Raw genomic sequence first — 19,652 nt, 5'->3', positions numbered from 1 at the left:
ATTATCTAATTCACGTTCTTGCTCCAATTTGTGATTTGAGGTCACTTATCAAGATATTTTGATAAGGACCACTGGATGTTCCCACTCATTGAACCGAAGAGTTCCCTATGCACGTTTTGAATCCGGCACTCTTTATTAGGAACCAGGCGACGAGGCTACTCAGATATCTGAGTGTTCTGCTATATTTGTCGCTTGCTTCTTGCAGTATTGAGCTGAACATCTGGCAGGACTCTACTTCTGTCCTATCAGGTAAAGTGCACATGCCCGGAATCACTTCGTCTGCCACCTGTCTGGCTGGCGACAAAATCGTTCACCTGCACAAGCTAAATCTCAATGGCACCGTTGATGAGACACCGATAGCATCTGTACCGTTAGATGCTTCTTATGAATTTAGTTTTCCAAAAATTGCACCCGCTACGGCGACTGAAAAGTATATTTTAAAATCAGAAGCCTGTGGAAAAAAATTAAGTCGCCCCGTAACAGGCTTGGGTCAGCAGGATATTACTTACGTGTCGAGTTTGGTTGGACTTATTCCCTATGTGCAACTACCGGGGATCAAAACTCTGCATGATTTCAGCAATCAGCAGATCGAGGATTTGATTTCCACTGTGGCAGCGGCACCATCTGCCAGCTCATCTGAATCCATCTCAGAAGTTTATGACAGTCTGGTTGCTGCTGGCGGAACGGCCCAACGCAACCAACTGGTTGCAGATTTAAATCTAAACGCCATCACGGATCTGGTTTCTCAGGTACCTCCTTATATAGAAACCCTGACCACGCCACCCGCTTACAATGAAATGAGTGCCGCAGCTCACACAGTCGTGGCTGCCCACTGGTATGGAAGTTACGATCCCGCGTATGAGTGGATATTAAATGGCGTCTCGGTGGGAAATGCCTCCTCTTATACATTTACTCCCGGAAAAAACGCCCAGGGCATCAGCAACTTAACTTTAAAAATCGGAACGGATGACGGTGGTGGCCTGATTGCTACCACTGATGCAGTTTTAGAACACCAGCTTACTTTCAATATTCTAAACACCTTCCCAGCTCTGGCTCCGGCAATCACTCTTACCTCTCCTTCTGTCACAAATTCACTGGCGGCAGTTTTAAGTGTCAATACCGGGGCTTCATTAATTAACTGCGAAACCTTTTCATCGTTTGCGATTTCAGAAAGTGCGGTTTCGGCAACCGTTTCCCCGAGTGCATTTTCAGAAGCCTGCACCACGGACACAGCACAGACAGCGAACTATAATCTTTCCCCGGGCGATGGCAGCAAAACCATTTATGTGTGGTCCAAGGATGCAGCAGGAAATATTTCTACTTTAGCCACATCAGCGGCAGTAACACTGGATATGACGGCACCCTCTGTGAGTCTGTCGGGTGTTCCGACTGTCATTTCAGGTGGCACAGCGATGAGCCTAACGTTTTCAGCTTCAGATGCGACTTCGGGTGTGGCTGCTATAAAACTTCAATATTCTGCTGACGGTGTTGCGTTCACAGATGTCGCCACGTTAACAGCGGCAAGCTCGCCTTTTACGGGCTACACGCCTTCTGCGTCAGGTTATCTAAGACTGCATGCCGTGGATGTCGCTGGAAATCCAAACAACACGACGCCCGTCGCTTTTACTTATGACAACAGCCCCCCAGCAGCACCCGTTGTGACATTGACGACGGCGGCCATCACCAATAATCCAGTGGTGGGTATGTCACTTGCAAATTGTACCGACACGGCCATGGTTCTAATTACTGAAACTGTTGGCGCCCCGTCAGCAGCCAGCACTTCGTGGGTTGCTTGTGCCACACCGCTTGTTTATAATCACACCATCACGGGTGAAAGCACGCACACGATTTATGTTTGGGCTAAAGACTCTGCGGGAAATATTTCCTTATCTGCGGGATCCACGTCGGTCATTTTGGATGTCACTCCGCCGACGCTTGCCTGGACGGCACCGACCACAGATTTACGTGTCAGCACTACAGCCACAGTCACCTGGCGAACAACTGACATACACACCTCCACGTCACAAAATTCACTTCTTGAATACAGCGATGATGCGGGGGCTACGTGGTCTGTCCTTTCCACTCAAGCTATGCCGGCCACCAGTGCGAGCAATTATGTTTTTAACTATTCCTGGTCCACTCCGGCTACTTTAAAAACAGCTAAACTTCGTGCCACCAGTACGGATTCTGCAGGAAACCAGGCCTCGATCGTAAAAGATCTAATTATCGAAAGTGAACGCCCGGTCATTGACACATTCACTTTGGCCGATGGTGCAACTATTGTCGGTATTTCCTCCGTGAATGCCACGCTGGGGGTTACGCCCTCCACTTCGGTGACTTCCTGGATGCGCTTTGCGGAAACTGATTTTGATGTGAACACCGACAACAACACCGGCTGGGTTCCATTTTCTGCGACAGGCATGAGTTACGTGCTAAGTTCCTCTCCGGGAAATCACACGGTCTATGCCCAGGTGAAGAATAATGCAGGGATTATGTCCCTGACCAAAACCTACACCGTCCGTTTAGAACTGGGCACCCCGCCAATTATCAAAGTCACTTCGCCTTCGGGTTCCGGCACTTACTTACCGACGCAAGTGATGCCTATCACCTGGAACTGTGCAAGTTCCGATGCGGGTATTAATCTCGCAAGCTCACCAATTTCCATTATTCAGTACACGATCGATGACGGTATCAGCTATTTCAAAATTACTGACAGCACTGAATCTTCCCTGGCTGCTTCAGGAACTTATAACTGGACAATTCCCGCAACCACTCCTCAAGGTCAGGCCATTACTGCCAACACCCCGATCCGAGTTTTGGTGGCGTGTAAAACCGAAGGTGGTGTGATCACCACAGCACTTTCGGCAATCCAAAATTCCAGTTGGCAGGTATTGGTCGGTGACCCGGGTAATTTGGAATATGGTGTTCACATTAGTGCAGCCGATATTTCCAGTTCCAACGGTGTGTTCGCAGACGGCAATTCCAATTTATATTACGGCTCCCGTCTGCGCCATGCGATCATGAAGATGGACCGCCAAACCGGTATCGTCAGCGAATGGCTGGGCAGTATGAGTATGGAAGGATGCCCGACCAGCTCAGTTGCACAATTCACAGTGCCGCGAATTATTGATATCACAGGTGGCGAGATGACGATTGTGTCTGCTCCGTGCAGCACCATCACACGCATCAAGATCAGCGATAAGAGCATTGTATGGAACCGGACAATTCCACAGTTAAACGGTGACGAGCGCACTCAGATTTCCAATCCCGTTTACGACGCTTACATTAAATCAGGCTATTACTACTTCCCGTCTTATCACACTGGTTTGGTGCGCGTGAAGGCGTACTACGAAGTGGATTTAAACAATGTCACTAGTATTCCAAAACTGGTGATTGGATCGCAGGCAGATTGTACCGGTGCCGCGCCATCCATAGGTGACGTGGGCGATGCGATCGGCTTGACGTGTCTTCAAGACTATAATGGTTGGATCGCCGTAATGCCTGATCGCAGTAAAGCCTATATCTATCACCGTACTGGCGTCAGTGCGACGAATCGTTTTAGCCTGGATTACAACTCCGGTACGGACAAATGGGTCGTATCTTCAACCACTGCCAGCGTCAGCAATCCGTGCTCGCGTGTGATGTATGTGGGCACCGACACGAGCAAATATTTCTGTATGCAGAACGTGCGCAGTGGTAATCGTGTGGCCTATGTCGATACCAGCACAGGAAACTACGGCGGCACTTATGTCGCTCTGGGCTCCTATGTGATCACCGACTTCCAGGCAACGCTCGGCTCCTCCAGCAACTCCGTCTATGTGGTTTCTCGTGATACGAATGAATTGTTCGAGGTGAAATATAATACCGACTGGAATGCGAACAAAATCGGGGGTTCCCCTTTCCTGACTTACGGAAATGGCACGGATCCAACTTTGGTGGCGTTTACTTCCATCGCCGGACTTGCTTATGATTCCACCAATAAGTACTTATACACTCGCGGTGTTCGCCACTTACGCCGTATGAAAGTCGACACCACGACGACGCCGGGAACACCGTTTATTTCCCGCATCGACACGGCTTATCCAAGCTCTATCAGTGGTTTACTGAATACCTATGGCGCGCTGATTCTGAATAATACCGGCAGTAAAATTCTTATGAACACCGGCTCCACCTCGGGTTATAAATGGGAAGGTGTGAACCTTTCCCCTGCTCTGTGGCCGGAAGGCAGCAACTCAAATCTAAGCAGTTTATTTGACATGCACACGGGAACCAGCGGCACTGTGCCTACATTAGGTACATCATTCAATCGAAGCTCCAATTTAATTTGGGATTGGGGTTCAACAGCAACTTACATGGCTGATGATAACTTCTATTTCGCAGGTTACAGCACAAACGCCTATACACAAAACCTTGCGATCTATCGTTCCCTGGCTTCAACCAGTACGAACGGGATCGTAGCGATCGCTGGTAAAACCGGTGCAGCGGGTGCCACGGCTTTCACAGATGGCGCAACAGCATTAGGAGTCGGCTTTTCGCGAATTTACGGAATGCAGGAAGACGCAACCGGCGAGTTGATGGTGTTTGATGAAGGCCGTGTGCTGCAAATCACAGCCAAAGCTAATCCGGCTTCACCAAAAATTTATCTGCTTCATGACCTGACCACCTTCACGAATTACCCGACCGGAAAAACGTGGATCGATGCGGTCCATGATAATGCCACTGGCTGGAGCTACTTCCTGGCAAACGATGCGACGGCCGAGGTTACGGAAGTTTACGCGGCCCACGACACGGCAAAAACCTTTGTGCAGATTTCAACGGCCGGTCTGGATCTTCCAGGTGTGAAACCCGGTAACCGCGGTAAGGCTTTCTATTTGAAAGTTACGCCCCTGGGGCTTTTGATGCAAGACGCTTATAAGCGCCGAATCCTGACCACTCCATTGATGCCATAAAAAAAGGAGGACTTTTGGTCCTCCTTTAAGTTTCCCACCGTCTTATTGAACGATTAGTATTCGTTCAATTTCGGAAATAAGTTTGTATCAGCTAGGTCCACGAAACGGTAACCCTGGTTTTCCAGCTTCGTCATCAAACGATCCAGGCTGGAAGCCGTGTTCATGTGAATGTCATGCATCAACAACACACCACCGTTAGTTTGACCAACCACGTGGTTCACGTAGCCGGCATAGTCAGAGCGCAAGCTTGCTGGAGCCTGACAAGTTCTGTTGGAAGCATCAGATACGCTGCCTGTGTTTGCGAATGCCCAGTCACAAGTATCGATATTCCAGCCAACGATGTTGTAACCCAAAGAGTTTGCGTATTCGTTTGCTGCACAAGTGGAGTTACCATATGGGTAGCGAAGATAGTTCGGCGTAGTGAACTGGCGCAAAAGTTTATCTGTTTGGTAGATCTGGTTTTTAGCATCTACCACAGACAGCTTATGGAAGTTTGGATGATTGTAAGAGTGATTCGCAATGTGGTGACCTTCGTCAAGGATACGACGGATCAATGCTTCGTTGCCTGCAACTTTACCACCCAGGATAAAGAACGTGGCCTTAGCGCCATGTTTTTTAAGAGTGTTCAGGATGATTGGAGTGGTTTTTGGATTTGGGCCGTCATCAAACGTCAATGCGATCGTGCCGCGAGTTACTTTGTCTGGCACTCTGATACCGTATTTGCAGGTATCAACGCTTGTCCATTGGGACATTTCAATACGTCTTTGGATAGACTCTTGCTCCTGGCGCAGGATCAATTCCTGATCAGAGGGAACCGGACCCAATAGAGCTGTCACGTCAACATCTGACTGAGCAAATGCCGTATTAAAAGAAAGAACCGCAAAAGACAACGCGAGCAAACGTTTCATAAAGCCTCCAAGAAATATGAAATACGCAATATGGCGGCAATCTACCTGAAACAGAGGGAAATCTCAAAAAATCGGGCCACTGTCTAAAGTTTGATCATCCCTTTTTACACTGAAGGCACTAATTTGCCCAAGGTATCTACACTTCATAGGGGGAACCTGTTAACAATGAGTTCTATGTCAGCACCTAAAAAGATCCCAAAGAAATATCAACCAAAAGGATTCGAAATTCTGCACGATGATTTGGATATCATCGTGGGTAACAAATCCCCGGGCATTCTGACGGTCGCTGCCAAATGGGAACGTGAAAACACGGTTCATGGCCTCTTGAACCAATTCGTCCGCAAGGGCAATCCCCGCTCGAACAAAGTAGTCCACGTGGTTCACCGCCTGGATCAGGCTACTTCGGGAGTTTTGGTTTTCGCTAAAACTGAAGAGGTCATGAACAAGCTTAAGGACAACTGGAAGTCCTTTAACAAAACTTACTATGCGATTGTTCATGGAAAGCTTGAGAAAAAATCCGGCACTATTCAAAGTTACTTAAGCGAGGACGAAGATTACGTCGTTCACTCCAGCCAAAATTCTGAAGAAGGCAAGCTTGCCATTACTGAGTACACGGTTTTAAAAGAAATCGACAAATTCAGCCTTTTAAAAATCAATCTTTTGACGGGTAAGAAAAATCAGATTCGCGTGCACTTATCTGAACAAGGACACGCTATCGTGGGCGATACAAAGTACGGCAGACCCCAGTCACCGTTTAAAAACCTGTTCTTGCACTCTGCAGAGCTTGAAATCAATCACCCGCACAGCGGGAAAAGAATTAGCTTTAAAGCCCGCGTTCCCGCGTATTTTAAAAACCTGATCGAATTTGAATACTAAATCTGTACGTCAGAAACCTGCCACAGGCTGACAAAGTCTTTTAGATTTCTGTTAACGCGTGCGATGATATCTTCGGCCGTATTTTCCTTGGTGGCATAAGTGCTATGCGCGTCGCTAACTAAAGTCACTCCGTAACCCAACTCACAGGCTTTCAAGCACGTGGCTTCGACACTTGTTTCTGAGGGCGTTCCCGCCACGATGAGCTTATGGATGCCTCTGCCTTTTAAGGCCTGATGCAGTTCTGTCCCTGTGAACGGATCAGGAAGAGATTTTTGGACGATCAAATCACCACTGATTATTTCAATTTCCGGATGCAACAACCAGCCTTCAGTGCGGGTTTCATCCGCCTCCCCGGCTTGTCCATTATTCTGCACAAAAATAACCTGAGTTCCCGAAGCCCGGGCCAGGCGCAGAAGTTTTAGGATATTATCAAGAAAGTCATCGGCTTGGTGCACAGGAGTAAAGGGAGCAAACATTTTGGCCTGGACGTCGATAAGTAATAAAGCGGTATTTAAATTCATACACTCATATTATCTCAAACAGACTCTTTAGGCCACAGCTTGGTCCAATCCCCTTACAAAAACTTGCTAAGCTCGCCTTTTACTTTCAAAATAAAGCGATGCTGGAACTGAATCGAAAGAATATAATTCTTGGCGCCGTCGTGATTGCGACTTTCCTGCATTGGAATGGGCGTCCTGTCGCTGTTCCTGAGGGCGTCCTGGTTAAGGACAACCCTTCCCAGGAATCCATCCCTGAAAATGAACGAAAAGCGATTATTACCGATGTTGGAATCGCTGAGCCGTTGGCGAATTATAAAATTCGCGCCCGAGTGCTTTCCACGAATCGCTATTGGTTTGATCCAGGGGCTGCAATTTCCCCGATTGATCTTGCCCTGGGTTGGGGGCCGATGTCGGATTCCCGGGTGTTGAATGAATTAAGCATCGGTCAGTCACTGCGCTACTATCACGTGAAATGGCGCAATCCCCCGATTCCTGAAAATGAAATACTACGCCATAGCGCAAACGTTCACATCATTCCTGCAAATACCATCGTTAAGGATCTTTTGTTTTCATTGCGCGAAGGAAACTTGATTGAACTCGATGGCCAGTTAGTCGTTTTCAGTGGTAAATCGGGCGGCGAATGGAAGAGTTCCCTCAGTCGCGATGACCGTGGCGCTGGAGCCTGCGAGTTAATGTATGTCACCTCTGTTAGAGTCTTGAATTAACATTTGTTCATCGTCAAATAACAAGTTATCCCCCTAAAGCAAGCGAGTTGAAAAGGCATTGAAAACCAAAAGTTTATTTTGGGTGGTTTTCTTGCTCTTTCCAGGGTTCTTGGTAAAACACCTCCACGTTATTACTTAATTCCTAATGGAGGATCTACACATGAAATCAGTTCTAGTATTGCTAGCTTCTTTGTCTCTTTCTTCTGCATTCGCAGCACCAAACGAAGATTTGACTCTTCCAGGTGAGCGTTGGATGTCTAAATTCACAGCTTTCGTTTGTGAAGACGGCAACACTCAAACAGCCTCTGTTCCAGCTGACTTCGCTGCTTACAATGTTCAATTGGCAACTGCGACGACAGACTACTCTTTGGACAACCTTTTGATCAAAGGTACGTTCTCTGAAGAAGGCTCTGTTTGCAAATACTCTGCATTGGTTCTTGCAGACAACGCTGCAAAAACAGCTCAATTGATTGATTCTCGCGCTTACGCAATCGAAGGCACTTCTGCTTGTGCTAACGGTAAAGCATTCCTTGATGCTTCTTTGAAATTCAACAACTACAAATACCTTCACGGTCGCGCAGCGATCTACGTTCCAGCTTCTGACGCTGCTCTTCAATGTGGCGCTGGTGCAACGACTGTAGGTTTGCACTTCCAGGTTACTGGTAAAATCCAACAATAATTTTCTCACGAAAATTGCTGGTCGAAAGAGCCGCTGATTCAAATCAGCGGCTTTTTTTATTTTCAGCCAACACTGGATCCGGGCCAGAGGGAAAATAACATTTTGCCTCCAAAACTTCCTTTCACGATGATGAGAAAAAAAAGGGGGTTGTTGTGAAAGCAATCATGTTACTGACATCTGCATTGTTCCTGACTGTTCCCGTTTTCGCCCAGGGAACCGAAGAATTTGATCACGCCCAGGATGATGGCGTCATCACCATCACGGAAGATTCCGTCTCCGTGCAGGAATCCTATAACTATAATTTTGGATTCGTGCGTAAGGGTAAAAGCGAAACCGCGCGATTCCGTATTCGCAACAACGGCAACTATCCCTTCTACATCAACGACATCGATACTTCCGGCAGAGCATTCAGCCACAAAGAAAACTGTGGCGGTGTTTTATGGCCGGGACAATCCTGCAGAGCCACGGTGAAATTCGCACCGAAACAAGTGGGCTCTTTCAGCGGCAGTCTGCATTTTGATTTGATCGGACGCTCTGATATCTGGGTGTACTTGCGCGGAATTGGCTACAACTACTAAGCTGAGTCACGCAAAGACGGCGGTTAAAAAATCTTTGCCGTCTTTGCGATTTCTTCAAATCAGAAGCATTTTCATCAAACCGTCTTCACATCGGTGTTGCTCATCGAGTCGAATTTACCGTTTCTTTGCACATCCGCAACTGACAGGGTTGCGCCATCTATAAAATTGCCCTTAGATATAAACAGGACATTTCATTTCTGAGGGTAACATGGAAAAAAATGGTTTGTTGAATCAGGAAATTGATTTGCACGGGGCAAAGATTCTGGTGGTCGACGATGTCAGTGATAACCGCATGCTTATTGATATGTACATGCGCCGAACACACTCCCAGATTTTGCAGGCGACGAACGGTCTGGAAGCAATCGAGATGACCGAAAAAAACAATCCCGATCTTATCCTTATGGACATTCAAATGCCGATCATGGATGGCTATGAATCGGTACGCCGCATCCGGGCTTCTGGTTATAAAAAACCCATCATTGCCCTGACCGCCCACTACATGAAGGAAGACTGCCAGATGTGCGTGGATGCTGGTTGTGACGACGTTCTGACCAAGCCTGCGCGCCGTAAGGAGCTTCTTAATAAGATTCAGGGGATTCTTACAACTTAAGTCCGGCACGCCGCCTTTACCAGACGTCCAGATAAGCCTGCATTTCTTAAGAAACACTCAGAAAAGTCCGATGTGACTCCATAGTTAAAGGAAACAAAAACTATGAAATCCATCATCTTCAGCTTCATTTTTTTGTTCTGGGCACAAGCTTATGCCCAAGATTCTTATCGCGCTATTCAGCCGATTGGCGCTATTCCCAAAGGCACTGATATTTCAGTTAAAGCGGTAAATCCTAAAAATGGATTCTTCAATCCCAGCAAGTTGAACAGTGCCAATCCAACAGACATTCAAACCATTCCCAATGACTCCTTGTTGTCTGTTAATTCCGTGAAAAGCAAAACCAAATCTGCGGATATGGATGTTCTAAAAAGTCTTGCCGACAACGACGAACTTGTCGTGAATAAGTCTGCGTTTTCTGCAAATGACCAAAGCTGCGTGACCAAAGGTACTTGTACGTTGTCGTCTGATACCGCGGTTTATCAATCCAGTAAGTTCAATTTCTTTGATTGGCTTCGTGATCTGTTTGGCATGGGTGAAACGAAATCATTGGTCACTCCGTCGATCGATGAAAAAACCAATCCAAAATCAGCATCGGCTGCAGTTTTGGCAGAAAAAGTGACCAACACGAATCGTACGCTAAACGGTCAAAATAACTCCTGCCTGGAACTTCCTTCAGAGCTTAAATATGATCGTCGCTTCCAATGTGGACTGGCTCAGGCTCTTGAAGCTCACAAGCTAAATAAAGCCACGGGTAAAGTTACTTCAGACACCTTTATATTTAATGACTTTAAGGATAATGAACTGACCGGTAAAATGTACTTTTTTAACTCCGAAGGTCAGCTGACTCAGGTTTTGCAAAAAAATCCCATTCCGGTTGCTCGCGGCGTTAACGGCTTCGGCCCTAACTTCCGTCAATCCCCGAATGGTGCTATCGTCACTCGCGCTTATCGCCCACCCCGCGGCGGTAACATCAATGACGGCATTGAACTTTTAGGCCTGGAAAAAGGAAATACCAACATTCATGGACGGGGCGTACTACTACACGGTTCCAGTCCTTATGTTGCGACCTGGGGCTGTTTGGGCGTTGCCGGAACCATCGATACCGATAAAGCCGGTGTCGAAGAACTGGGTGGTCGTCCTTTATATCTGGACGAACTTAAAGACGGTCTTTTGAAAAACGGCGGAGTTATGATCTATAACTTCACCCCTAAAAAAGCCTCACTTTGCAAATAAGTATGTAAGTAATTGATGACTACTTTGGGACCAGAATTTAGATTCTGTTGTCTTTTTTGGGCGAACTGATAGTTTCCGCCCATTATGTCACCAGCATTATTATCCGTTCGTCAGCCCGTATTTATCCTATCCATTGTTATCCTGATGCTTACATTGGGGATGATTTCCTTAAAGAAACTTCCCATTGATTTGTATCCCGATGTCACCTTCCCGACCGTGGTTGTACAAACCACCTACGCGGGTGCCGGCCCTCAGGAAATTGAAACTGAAGTTTCCAAAATTTTGGAAGATGAACTTGCCACCATTTCCGGTGTGCAAAAGGTTTCTTCTCAAAATATGGAATCCGTTTCTGTTGTGATGGTTGAGTTCACTCTTAAAACTAATCTGAACTTTGCGGAACAAGAAGTCCGCGCGAAAGTTCAAAACGTTTTGCGTGAGTTACCAGACGACATCGATCAGCCCGTTATTCGTAAGGTCTCCCCTTCTGATGCGCCCATCATGTACATCACTTTGTTGTCCCAAATGGAAGACGGCAAACTGTATGACTTGGCCAAAGAAGTGATCTCCCCGCAATTTGAACAGGTTTTCCAAGTCGGTCAGGTCGAGATCCTGGGTGGTCGCAAACGTGAAATTCACGTGAGCATGGACTACAACCGTTTGAACTCTGCTGACGTTTCAGCGACCAGCGTTTCAAACGCGTTACAATCTGGCGGACGAAACGTTCCAGCGGGTAAAATTGATGAAGGCAACACTCAGTATTCCTTCCGTACCATCGCCCAATACCAATCCCTGGCAGATATCGGAAATACCGTTCTGCGTTTGGCAGACGTTTATCATCCGGTGACTATCGGAACTTTGGCTAAAGTTGACGATACACTTCAGGATGAAACGACGCGCTCCCGTTTGAATGGTAAGAAGTCCATCAACTTTGCAGTTTACCGTCAGTCTGGCGCGAACTCTGTAAAAGTGGCGGATGATATCCGTGTGAAGGTTGATAAAATCAACCAACAGCTTAAAGACCAAAACATTGATGCCCAAATGAAGATCACTCAGGACACCAGTAAAAAGATTCGTGACAACGTTTTTGACGTTTACGAATCCATCTTCTTTGGGGTTTTGTTGACGGTTATCGTGGTTTACTTCTTCTTGGGAAGTATGAAATCCACTTTGATCACGGGCTTCGCCCTGCCGAACTCCCTGTTGGGAGCTTGTATCATGATGGGTATCTTTGGCTTTTCCATCAATATCATGAGCTTGCTTGCGATGTCTTTGGTGGTGGGCCTTTTGGTGGATGACGCCATCGTTGTGCGGGAAAATATTTTCCGTAAACTTGAAGCCGGCATGTCTCCCAAAAAAGCCGCGGTTGTCGGCACTCAGGAAGTAACACTGGCAGTTATCGCGACCACTTTGACGATTCTTGCGGTTTTCGGTCCTATCGGTAACCTTGAAGGTATCGTGGGTCAGTTCTTTAAACAGTTCGGTTTGACGATCTGTTTTGCGATGATCGTATCCCTGTTTGACGGTCTATTCGTGGCCCCTGCCCTTTCTGCTTATGTGGCGGGAGCGCACTCCCACGCAGAGCCGACTTCCAAATTCGGTAAGTGGAATAAAGCGGCGTTGAAATCTTTCGACCGCTTCCAGTCCCGCCTGGAGGAAAAATACGTAACGACATTGAAATGGTCATTGGCGAATCCGCTTAAAACCATCGGTGCTTCCGTATTGATCTTCTTCTTGTCCATCGGTGTCGCAAAAATGGTTCCGTTCACGTTCCTGCCTGCGCAGGATAACGGGGAATTCTTTGTGATGTTCGAGTTGCCTCCAGGGGCGAGCTTGGACGGTACTGATGACGTGGCAAAAATTCTGGAAGAAAAAGTTCAGAAATTCCCGGAAATCGAAAACGTACTAACATTGATTGGTTCTTCCAATGCGGAAGCCCACAAAGGGAACTTGTTCATTCGCTTAGTGCCATCGAAGCAGCGTAAGAAAAATACGACGGCGATGAAGGATGCTCTTCGTAATGAGTTCAAGGACATTCAGCAAAAATACAATATCATCGTGACAGACAATCCTGGTCAGCAAAACAGCCGTCAATTCAACTTGAATATCGTCGGTCAGGATATGAATGCGCTTATCGAGTACTCCAACAAAGTTCTGGAAGTGCTTAAGAAAAATCCAAGCTTGTCCCAGCCGGATACTTCGTACCGTGCGGGTAAGCCGGAGTTCCAGGTTAAAATGAAAACCGATATCGCGAAAGCTTCGGGTGTCACTTTGACAGGTATCGGGGTTGAGCTCCGTACTTTGATCGAAGGTATGACGCCTGCGATTTACCGTGAAAACGGTGTAAACTATGACGTTCGTGTTCGTTTGAAACCGGATCAACGTGACTTGCGCCAAGAGTACGATAATTTGAAAGTTCCGAACTTGAACAACCGCCTGGTTCCTCTTTCAAATGTGGCGGAAATGAAAGCAGCGAAAGGACCTGCGGTGATTTTGCGTGAAAACCGCAACCGTTATATCCAGATCTCTGCCGACATTGCGCCTGGTGGAAAAGGTTTGGGCGGTGTCATGGCCGAACTTAATGCTTTGACTAAAAATGAACTGAAACCGCCTGCGGGTGTGACTTTCAGCTTCGTGGGTGAAGCCGAACGTTTCGCCGAGCTTATGCAAAACATCCTGGTCTCCATGGGCCTGGGTGTGATGTTCATTTACCTGGTTCTGGCAAGCTTGTACGGATCTTTCATCACTCCGGTTACGATCATGTCGGTAATCCCACTGGCTGCCTGCGGAGCGTTCTATAGCTTGTTCATCATGCGTTCGAGCTTTGACTTGTTCTCGATGATCGGTTGCGTGATGTTGATGGGTCTTGCGACGAAGAACTCGATTCTTTTGATCGACTCGACTTTAGAGCAACAAAAAGAAGGCAAAGAGCTTAAAGAAGCTTTGATCCATGCGGGCTTCACCCGTCTTCGTCCGATCATCATGACAAGCTTGGCGTTGATCGCCGGGATGATTCCGGTTGCGATCGGTCTGAATGAAGCCTCCAAAGGCCGTACAAGCTTGGGTATCGTTGTTATCGGTGGTACGATCAGTTCCACACTGTTAACACTTTATGTGATTCCGGCGTTGCATCTGTACGTGGAAAGATTCTCGATCTGGTTTATGAAGAAGTACCACGGTATCTTCGGCCACGATCCTTCAGAGATTTAGCAGTAAATGACGAAAAAAGGGACCTCACGGTCCCTTTTTTTTACTCTCTGCTTTTAATCCACTGCTTTTCTTCTGCCGCCCGATAAAGTACCGGTAGAACAATCAACGTCAAAAGCGTTGAACTTAAGATTCCGCCGATAATGACTGACGCCAAAGGCTTTTGCACTTCTGCTCCCATTCCAGTTGAAAGCGCCATTGGCAGAAATCCAAAGATGTCCACCAAAGCCGTCATCAGAACCGGGCGCAGGCGAAGCGAAGCACCTTTTTTAACCAAGGCCACCCCCTGCTCGCCTTTCTTGCGAAGTTCATTAAAGTAGCTGACCAGAACTACACCGTTTAACACCGCAATTCCGCACAGAGCGATAAAGCCGACGCCAGCCGAAATACTAAACGGCAATCCCGCAATCAGCAGTCCCAGGACCCCACCAATCAAAGCCAGAGGAACACAAATAAATATCAAAGCCGTTTCCACCCAATTTCGGAAAGCGGCAAAGATCATCAGCACCACCAAAAGCAAAGCCAGAGGTCCCAGCAAAGTTAGCCGGGATTTTGCTTCCTGAAGATTCTTAAAGTTCCCGCCCCATTGCAGGTAATATCCCGTTGGCAACTGCACGCTTTCTGCGACCCTGATACGCGCTTCATTCACGAAGCTCTCGGTATCGCGGCCTCGGGGATTAATCAGAATTGCCAGACGTCTTTGCGTTTGCTCACGGCTAAACGAACTGTATGATTCTTTAAATCCGATATCGGCCACCGTGTGCAAAGGTTTCGTCAGATTCGTTCCCACACCAACAGGAAGATTCTTAATTGAATTTAAATCCTGACGATGCTCCTCATCCAGACGCAAAACCAAAGGCACTTGTCGGGCACCTTCGTAAAACACCCCTAAGGTTTCACCACCCATCGCCAAGCTTACAGTTTGCATGACCTCGGCTGACGAAAGACCCAGCTTTCTTAAGGCACCGCGATCCGGTTTCACCTCAAGAACATTGACCATGCCTTTGCCTTCCAGTTCCACGTCGCCGGCTCCTTCGATCTTTTCCAGAACTTCAGAAATTTCCCGGGCTTTTTGTTGTAAAATCTCCTGATCATCACCAAAAATTTTTAACGATACATCTGCCCGTGTGCCTTCCATCAATTCGTTAAATCGCAATTGAATCGGCTGACTGGCTAAAACGGTCTGTCCTGGAGTTTTCTCCTGCAACTCTTTTTGAATAGCTGCGACCAGCTCCTCTTTGCTGCGTTTTTTGCCGTTGATCAATGGCCACTCTTTACGAGGTTTTAGCATCACATAGGTATCAGAGATATTCGGTCCCATCGGGTCCATGGAAATTTCAGCGGTTCCGATACGCGCGAACACATCTTTGATTTCCGAAAACGACTGCAAGACTTCATGGGATCTTTCTTCCAGTGCAATCGAGTGAGAAATTCCCACCGAAACCGGACGAATAAATTGCAAGGCAATGGATCCTTCATTGAGCTGTGGTAAGAACTCCCCACCCAAGCGTGAAAACAGCACTCCACCCAAAATAACTGTTAGAACGGCGGCAGCGATGATCAGACGACGGGCTTTTAAGCTCCACTCCAAAGCGGGTTCATACCATGAATAAAGCTTACGCATAATCCAAGGTTCTTTATCTGCCACATGCCCTTTTAACAGCAGACTTGCCATGGCTGGCACAAAGGTGAATGACAAGATCAGAGCACCCACGATGGCAAAAATAAAAGTCGCCGCCATGGGAATAAACATTTTGCCTTCGATGCCAACAAAAGCAAAGACCGGCAAAAAGACTGCCACCACCACCAGCTCCCCAAAGCCCGCAGAGGTGCGAATTTCCGTCGTAGCTTCATGGATGGTTTCATCAAGTTCTGAGGGAGTCAGAGTTCGCTTTAGCGTAGAAGTCTTTTCGTGAACGTGGCGAACGCAGTTATCCAATACGATCACCGCCCCGTCGACAATAATACCGAAATCCAAAGCACCTAAAGAAACCAGATTTCCCGAAATGCCAAATCGACGCATTAGAATGAATGTGAATAACAAAGCCAGCGGAATAACAATCGCAGTGATCAGCGCGGCACGAATATTACCCACCAGCACAAACAGCACCAGAATAACCAGGAAGGCACCCATTAAAAGATTGTGCTCAACCGTGTTCAACGTCGCATTCACAAGCTCGGAGCGGTTATAGACGACTTCGATTTTATAACCTTCAGGCAGATTCTTTTTAATCTGCTCCATTTGCTCTGACACACGAATTGCGACCGTGCGACTGTTTTCACCCAAAAGCATTAATACCGTACCCACAACGACTTCACGACCATTGTGTAAGGAGGCACCAGTGCGAAGCTCTTTTCCCAGCCCCACAGTGGCGACATCACGTACCGAGATCACCCGGCCACTTTCCAGGGTTTTTACCGTGACATCTTCGATATCGCCCAAAGATTTGAAAACACCAATTCCCTGAATCAAAAACTGATCACCGGTTTGTTCTACGTATCCACCACCCACGTTTTGGTTGATTCCCTCAAAGGCATTTTTAAAGTCATCAAAGTGAATACCATAAGCTGTCATTTTGCCCGGATTTGGGGAAATGATGATCTGTTTTTCAAAACCACCAATGGAGTTTACTTCGGCCACACCTTTGACATTTAAAAGTCGCGGCTTTACGTACCAATCCTGAATCGCGCGCAATTCCATAAGCTGCTTAGTGCGCTCTTCTCCTTTAGCAACGGTGTCGGCCTCGACAACATAGTGATAGATCTCACCCAAACCCGAAGTGACCGGGCCCATTTCTACTTTTGCACCTTTGGGAAGCTTTTCCGTGACACTTTGTAAGCGTTCAGAAACCCACTGGCGCGCACGATAAATATCTGTGCGATCTTCAAAGACTACGGTGACTTGCGAAAGCCCAAAGCGTGTTAATGAGCGTACTTCTGTTACTCCCGGAATTCCATTCAGAGCAGTTTCAACCGGGCGAGTGACCATGCGCTCAATCTCTTCCGGTCCCAAGGCTTCGATCTGCGTATTGACCTGAACCTGCGTATTAGTGATATCAGGGACGGCATCAATCGGAAGTTTGGTAAACGAATACCAGCCGAACACGGCCATCACGGCAGTAAAAAGAAAAATCAACAAACGATGAGATATAGATAATCGAATAATTTTTGAAATCATAAATATTCCTAGTGTCCATGCCCTGCGGGTTCAGAATTCAATTCCGATTCCATAATGCGAATGAATTTAGTGCCTTTCACAGCCACTTCATCATCTGCTTCCAGCCCTTCCGCGCGAACCGAAATCGAATCCTTATCGGTCTTTAGAATTTGCACGTCGATGAACTCGATGGCATCTTCGTGTTTTTTATAAACACCATTGGCATCTTTTATTTGCACCAAAGCAGTTCGCGACAAAGTCCACGGGGATTTTCCACTGACTTTCGCAAACTCTATACCCAGATGCTTCTGAGCTTCCGCAGAAATTTTAAGAGTCTTTTCTTCATGATGGTGATTTTCATCGGCCTGAACTTGAACTGCTAATCCCAACGCAAGCACGAACGCTGATAGTTTAAGCGAATTCTTCATTATAAACTCTCCGTCAAAATACGACCGTCTAACTTATAAATGGTCCAAAGGGCATGCAGGGTTTTTAGCTCGCGATCTTGTAGCGTATTCAGAAGCTCCGCATTAGAGCGTTGCGCTTCGATGATTAAGCTGACCGGAATCAAACCACTGGCTGCCAACTTTTGATTTTTGCGATTTTCCTGATCAATATCTGCGAACTGCGGGCTTGCTTGAAGTGCCTTAAGACTGTCTTCGTAGTTGTGCAGAATCTCTTCACGCTCGTGGGCTTCGTTGCGTTCCAGGATTTTGACTAATTCATTGGAATTATCGACCGCCACTCGCGCCAATTTTCTGCCTCCACCGTTCACATTAAAAATCGGAAGGGGCATACTAAGTTGCAGACCAAAAAGGTTGGCCTTTTCACTGCCCTCTTCTTCCATTTGCCACATGGGGCCGATTTCCAGTACGGGCCAGGATTCTGCCTGGGCAAATTTTAACTCCGCCTGTGCTGTGCGATTTTCAGCCAAAACCAAAGCTCGCGCGGGGGACATCGACTTGGCAGACTCAGAAAGTTTCGGCCATTTATAAACTGTCGGCAGAGCATTTTTAATTTCATCGTAGGAATTGCCTGTAGCGCGATGAAAATAAAGACTTAAAGCCCGGCGCTCTTCACTGATTGAAAGCACACGCAGACGGGTTTCTGCCAAAGCCATTTGGAATACTGACAACGATACTTTTTGTTCCGGTGACAAAGCCGCCCGACGCTTTAGAGAGGAGATACTGCTTTCATAGGCTTGAATAGTTCTTTCAGCACTTTCTGATTGCAGCTTTAACTGATTAAGCCGGTACAAATTTACGACCGTTTCAATCAGTACGTTGGCGCGAACTTCTTCCAGCTCTGCCCGACTGCGCTCGCTTTGGGCCTCGGCGATTTCAACGCGGGCACCGCGCTGACCACCGAGTTGCAGCGGTTGCATCAGGGACACCTTGGTTTCTTTACGGGAAACTCCGGCCATATCACCAGAAACTGATTCAAAATTTAGGTTTGGATTTGGAATCTGACTTTCTCTGGATTGCACGGATTGGGAGTATTTCTCCTGCAATACTGCGGCGCGAATCTTTGGATGGTTTTCGCGCACACAGTTTAAAATATCCATGGCGCTTTTGGGAATTGGGCATTCTTCGTGAGTCCCATGTTGATGATGTCCGGCCTCTTTGCCTTCGTCATGAGCAAAAGCATTGCTTGCCACTCCCAACGCAAAAAACAATGAAGCAAGAAAAAATCGTAAGCTGATTTTCATTGAAAATACTCCGGATTATCTGACAAACAAAATGCCAGAATGGAAAACTATTTTTATTTTTGATTTGTATGAACGTGGCCGCCAGGACCAGAAAAATAACTATACTCGCGGTGGCTGTTTTAGCACACTTAACGGAGCATCAGGATGTGCCGGATAAAAAGAAATTCCGTGCACCTGATTAAATTCAAAACCGATTCTATTAAAGACGATACTTATAAGACCATGCTGATTGCACTGGGCCTGACAGATCGTACAATCTGTGCAGCGAGCCGCACAATCTCCACCACCGTGCTCATCGACGTAGGAGCTGGCTTGATGAGACTCCTCTGCGTTGGAGGAGGACATCTGCAAGTCCAAAGATGAAACACAGCAATCATCAAATTGAGATGCAAAGCCCACACTCCAAATACTGAAGAGGCTAATAACAATCATAATTTGAATGACGATGGAGCGTACCATGATTTCAATCTATGATTTTTGGTTCCCCTTGTAAACCCCCAAGTTATCGCAACGCACCCTAGACAC

The 19,652-nt window shown here is 47.0% G+C and carries 14 protein-coding genes; 8 read left to right on the top strand and 6 right to left on the bottom strand.

Annotated features, from left to right (window positions below; genetic code table 11):
* The first annotated feature begins 185 nt into the window (after positions 1-185).
* Positions 186-4,949: a hypothetical protein gene (locus ACLWNV_RS04640; protein ID WP_413586743.1), complete on the top strand. Its 4,764-nt coding sequence runs from the start codon at positions 186-188 to the stop codon at positions 4,947-4,949.
* 53 nt (positions 4,950-5,002) lie between these two features.
* On the opposite strand, the gene ACLWNV_RS04635 is transcribed toward ACLWNV_RS04640, so the two are convergent.
* A complete protein-coding gene (locus ACLWNV_RS04635) occupies positions 5,003-5,857 on the bottom strand; it encodes a polysaccharide deacetylase family protein (protein WP_413586742.1) in 855 nt (284 codons plus the stop codon).
* Between the two features lie 174 nt (positions 5,858-6,031).
* Between ACLWNV_RS04635 and ACLWNV_RS04630 the strand changes: the two genes are divergently transcribed.
* Entirely contained in the window at positions 6,032-6,733 is a 702-nt protein-coding gene (locus tag ACLWNV_RS04630; RefSeq protein WP_413586741.1) for an RluA family pseudouridine synthase, read from the top strand.
* Here the strand turns inward: ACLWNV_RS04630 and ACLWNV_RS04625 are convergent.
* Complete coding sequence (locus ACLWNV_RS04625) at positions 6,730-7,254, bottom strand: isochorismatase family protein (protein WP_413586740.1); 525 nt, start codon at positions 7,252-7,254, stop codon at positions 6,730-6,732. The genes ACLWNV_RS04630 and ACLWNV_RS04625 overlap by 4 nt on opposite strands.
* A 98-nt stretch (positions 7,255-7,352) precedes the next feature.
* Between ACLWNV_RS04625 and ACLWNV_RS04620 the strand changes: the two genes are divergently transcribed.
* From ACLWNV_RS04620 to ACLWNV_RS04595, 6 genes are all read left to right on the top strand, one after another.
* Positions 7,353-7,958, top strand: coding sequence for a hypothetical protein (locus ACLWNV_RS04620; RefSeq protein ID WP_413586739.1), 606 nt, complete (start codon positions 7,353-7,355; stop codon positions 7,956-7,958).
* Between the two features lie 160 nt (positions 7,959-8,118).
* Entirely contained in the window at positions 8,119-8,637 is a 519-nt protein-coding gene (locus ACLWNV_RS04615; protein WP_413586738.1) for a hypothetical protein, read from the top strand.
* Between the two features lie 152 nt (positions 8,638-8,789).
* Positions 8,790-9,215 (top strand): choice-of-anchor D domain-containing protein, encoded by a 426-nt coding sequence (locus ACLWNV_RS04610; RefSeq protein WP_413586737.1) that lies wholly within the window; start codon positions 8,790-8,792, stop codon positions 9,213-9,215.
* Positions 9,216-9,423: 208 nt separating this feature from the next.
* Entirely contained in the window at positions 9,424-9,825 is a 402-nt protein-coding gene (locus ACLWNV_RS04605; protein WP_413586736.1) for a response regulator, read from the top strand.
* A gap of 102 nt (positions 9,826-9,927) precedes the next feature.
* A complete protein-coding gene (locus ACLWNV_RS04600; RefSeq protein WP_413586735.1) occupies positions 9,928-11,058 on the top strand; it encodes a hypothetical protein in 1,131 nt (376 codons plus the stop codon).
* An 84-nt stretch (positions 11,059-11,142) separates the two neighbouring features.
* A complete protein-coding gene (locus tag ACLWNV_RS04595) occupies positions 11,143-14,265 on the top strand; it encodes an efflux RND transporter permease subunit (RefSeq protein WP_413586734.1) in 3,123 nt (1,040 codons plus the stop codon).
* A gap of 40 nt (positions 14,266-14,305) precedes the next feature.
* On the opposite strand, the gene ACLWNV_RS04590 is transcribed toward ACLWNV_RS04595, so the two are convergent.
* The 4 genes from ACLWNV_RS04590 to ACLWNV_RS04575 all read right to left on the bottom strand — a co-directional run bounded on the left by ACLWNV_RS04590 (position 14,306) and on the right by ACLWNV_RS04575 (position 19,586).
* Positions 14,306-17,440, bottom strand: a complete 3,135-nt coding sequence (locus ACLWNV_RS04590; protein WP_413586733.1) for an efflux RND transporter permease subunit — start codon at positions 17,438-17,440, stop codon at positions 14,306-14,308.
* 8 nt (positions 17,441-17,448) lie between these two features.
* Positions 17,449-17,847 (bottom strand): hypothetical protein, encoded by a 399-nt coding sequence (locus ACLWNV_RS04585; RefSeq protein WP_413586732.1) that lies wholly within the window; start codon positions 17,845-17,847, stop codon positions 17,449-17,451.
* Positions 17,847-19,127, bottom strand: a complete 1,281-nt coding sequence (locus ACLWNV_RS04580) for a TolC family protein (RefSeq protein WP_413586731.1) — start codon at positions 19,125-19,127, stop codon at positions 17,847-17,849. Before ACLWNV_RS04580 ends, ACLWNV_RS04585 begins: the two co-directional genes overlap by 1 nt.
* 99 nt (positions 19,128-19,226) lie before the next feature.
* Positions 19,227-19,586 carry a hypothetical protein gene (locus ACLWNV_RS04575; RefSeq protein ID WP_413586730.1) on the bottom strand — a complete coding sequence of 120 codons (360 nt, stop codon included), beginning with the start codon at positions 19,584-19,586 and terminating at the stop codon, positions 19,227-19,229.
* Between the last annotated feature and the right edge of the window lie 66 nt (positions 19,587-19,652).

The organism is Bdellovibrio sp. HCB274 (assembly GCF_047306075.1).
Lineage (GTDB): Bacteria > Bdellovibrionota > Bdellovibrionia > Bdellovibrionales > Bdellovibrionaceae > Bdellovibrio.
This window is presented reverse-complemented; position numbering and strand designations above follow the sequence as displayed.

Bases quoted from the DNA above. Each gene is read 5' to 3' on its own strand.
- ACLWNV_RS04635 (WP_413586742.1), bottom strand. From the start codon at position 5,857: ATGAAACGTTTGCTCGCGTTGTCTTTTGCGGTTCTTTCTTTTAATACG.
- ACLWNV_RS04630 (WP_413586741.1), top strand. From the start codon at position 6,032: ATGTCAGCACCTAAAAAGATCCCAAAGAAATATCAACCAAAAGGATTC.
- ACLWNV_RS04625 (WP_413586740.1), bottom strand. From the start codon at position 7,254: ATGAATTTAAATACCGCTTTATTACTTATCGACGTCCAGGCCAAAATG.
- ACLWNV_RS04620 (WP_413586739.1), top strand. From the start codon at position 7,353: ATGCTGGAACTGAATCGAAAGAATATAATTCTTGGCGCCGTCGTGATT.
- ACLWNV_RS04615 (WP_413586738.1), top strand. From the start codon at position 8,119: ATGAAATCAGTTCTAGTATTGCTAGCTTCTTTGTCTCTTTCTTCTGCA.
- ACLWNV_RS04605 (WP_413586736.1), top strand. From the start codon at position 9,424: ATGGAAAAAAATGGTTTGTTGAATCAGGAAATTGATTTGCACGGGGCA.
- ACLWNV_RS04600 (WP_413586735.1), top strand. From the start codon at position 9,928: ATGAAATCCATCATCTTCAGCTTCATTTTTTTGTTCTGGGCACAAGCT.
- ACLWNV_RS04595 (WP_413586734.1), top strand. From the start codon at position 11,143: ATGTCACCAGCATTATTATCCGTTCGTCAGCCCGTATTTATCCTATCC.
- ACLWNV_RS04590 (WP_413586733.1), bottom strand. From the start codon at position 17,440: ATGATTTCAAAAATTATTCGATTATCTATATCTCATCGTTTGTTGATT.
- ACLWNV_RS04585 (WP_413586732.1), bottom strand. From the start codon at position 17,847: ATGAAGAATTCGCTTAAACTATCAGCGTTCGTGCTTGCGTTGGGATTA.
- ACLWNV_RS04580 (WP_413586731.1), bottom strand. From the start codon at position 19,127: ATGAAAATCAGCTTACGATTTTTTCTTGCTTCATTGTTTTTTGCGTTG.
- ACLWNV_RS04575 (WP_413586730.1), bottom strand. From the start codon at position 19,586: ATGGTACGCTCCATCGTCATTCAAATTATGATTGTTATTAGCCTCTTC.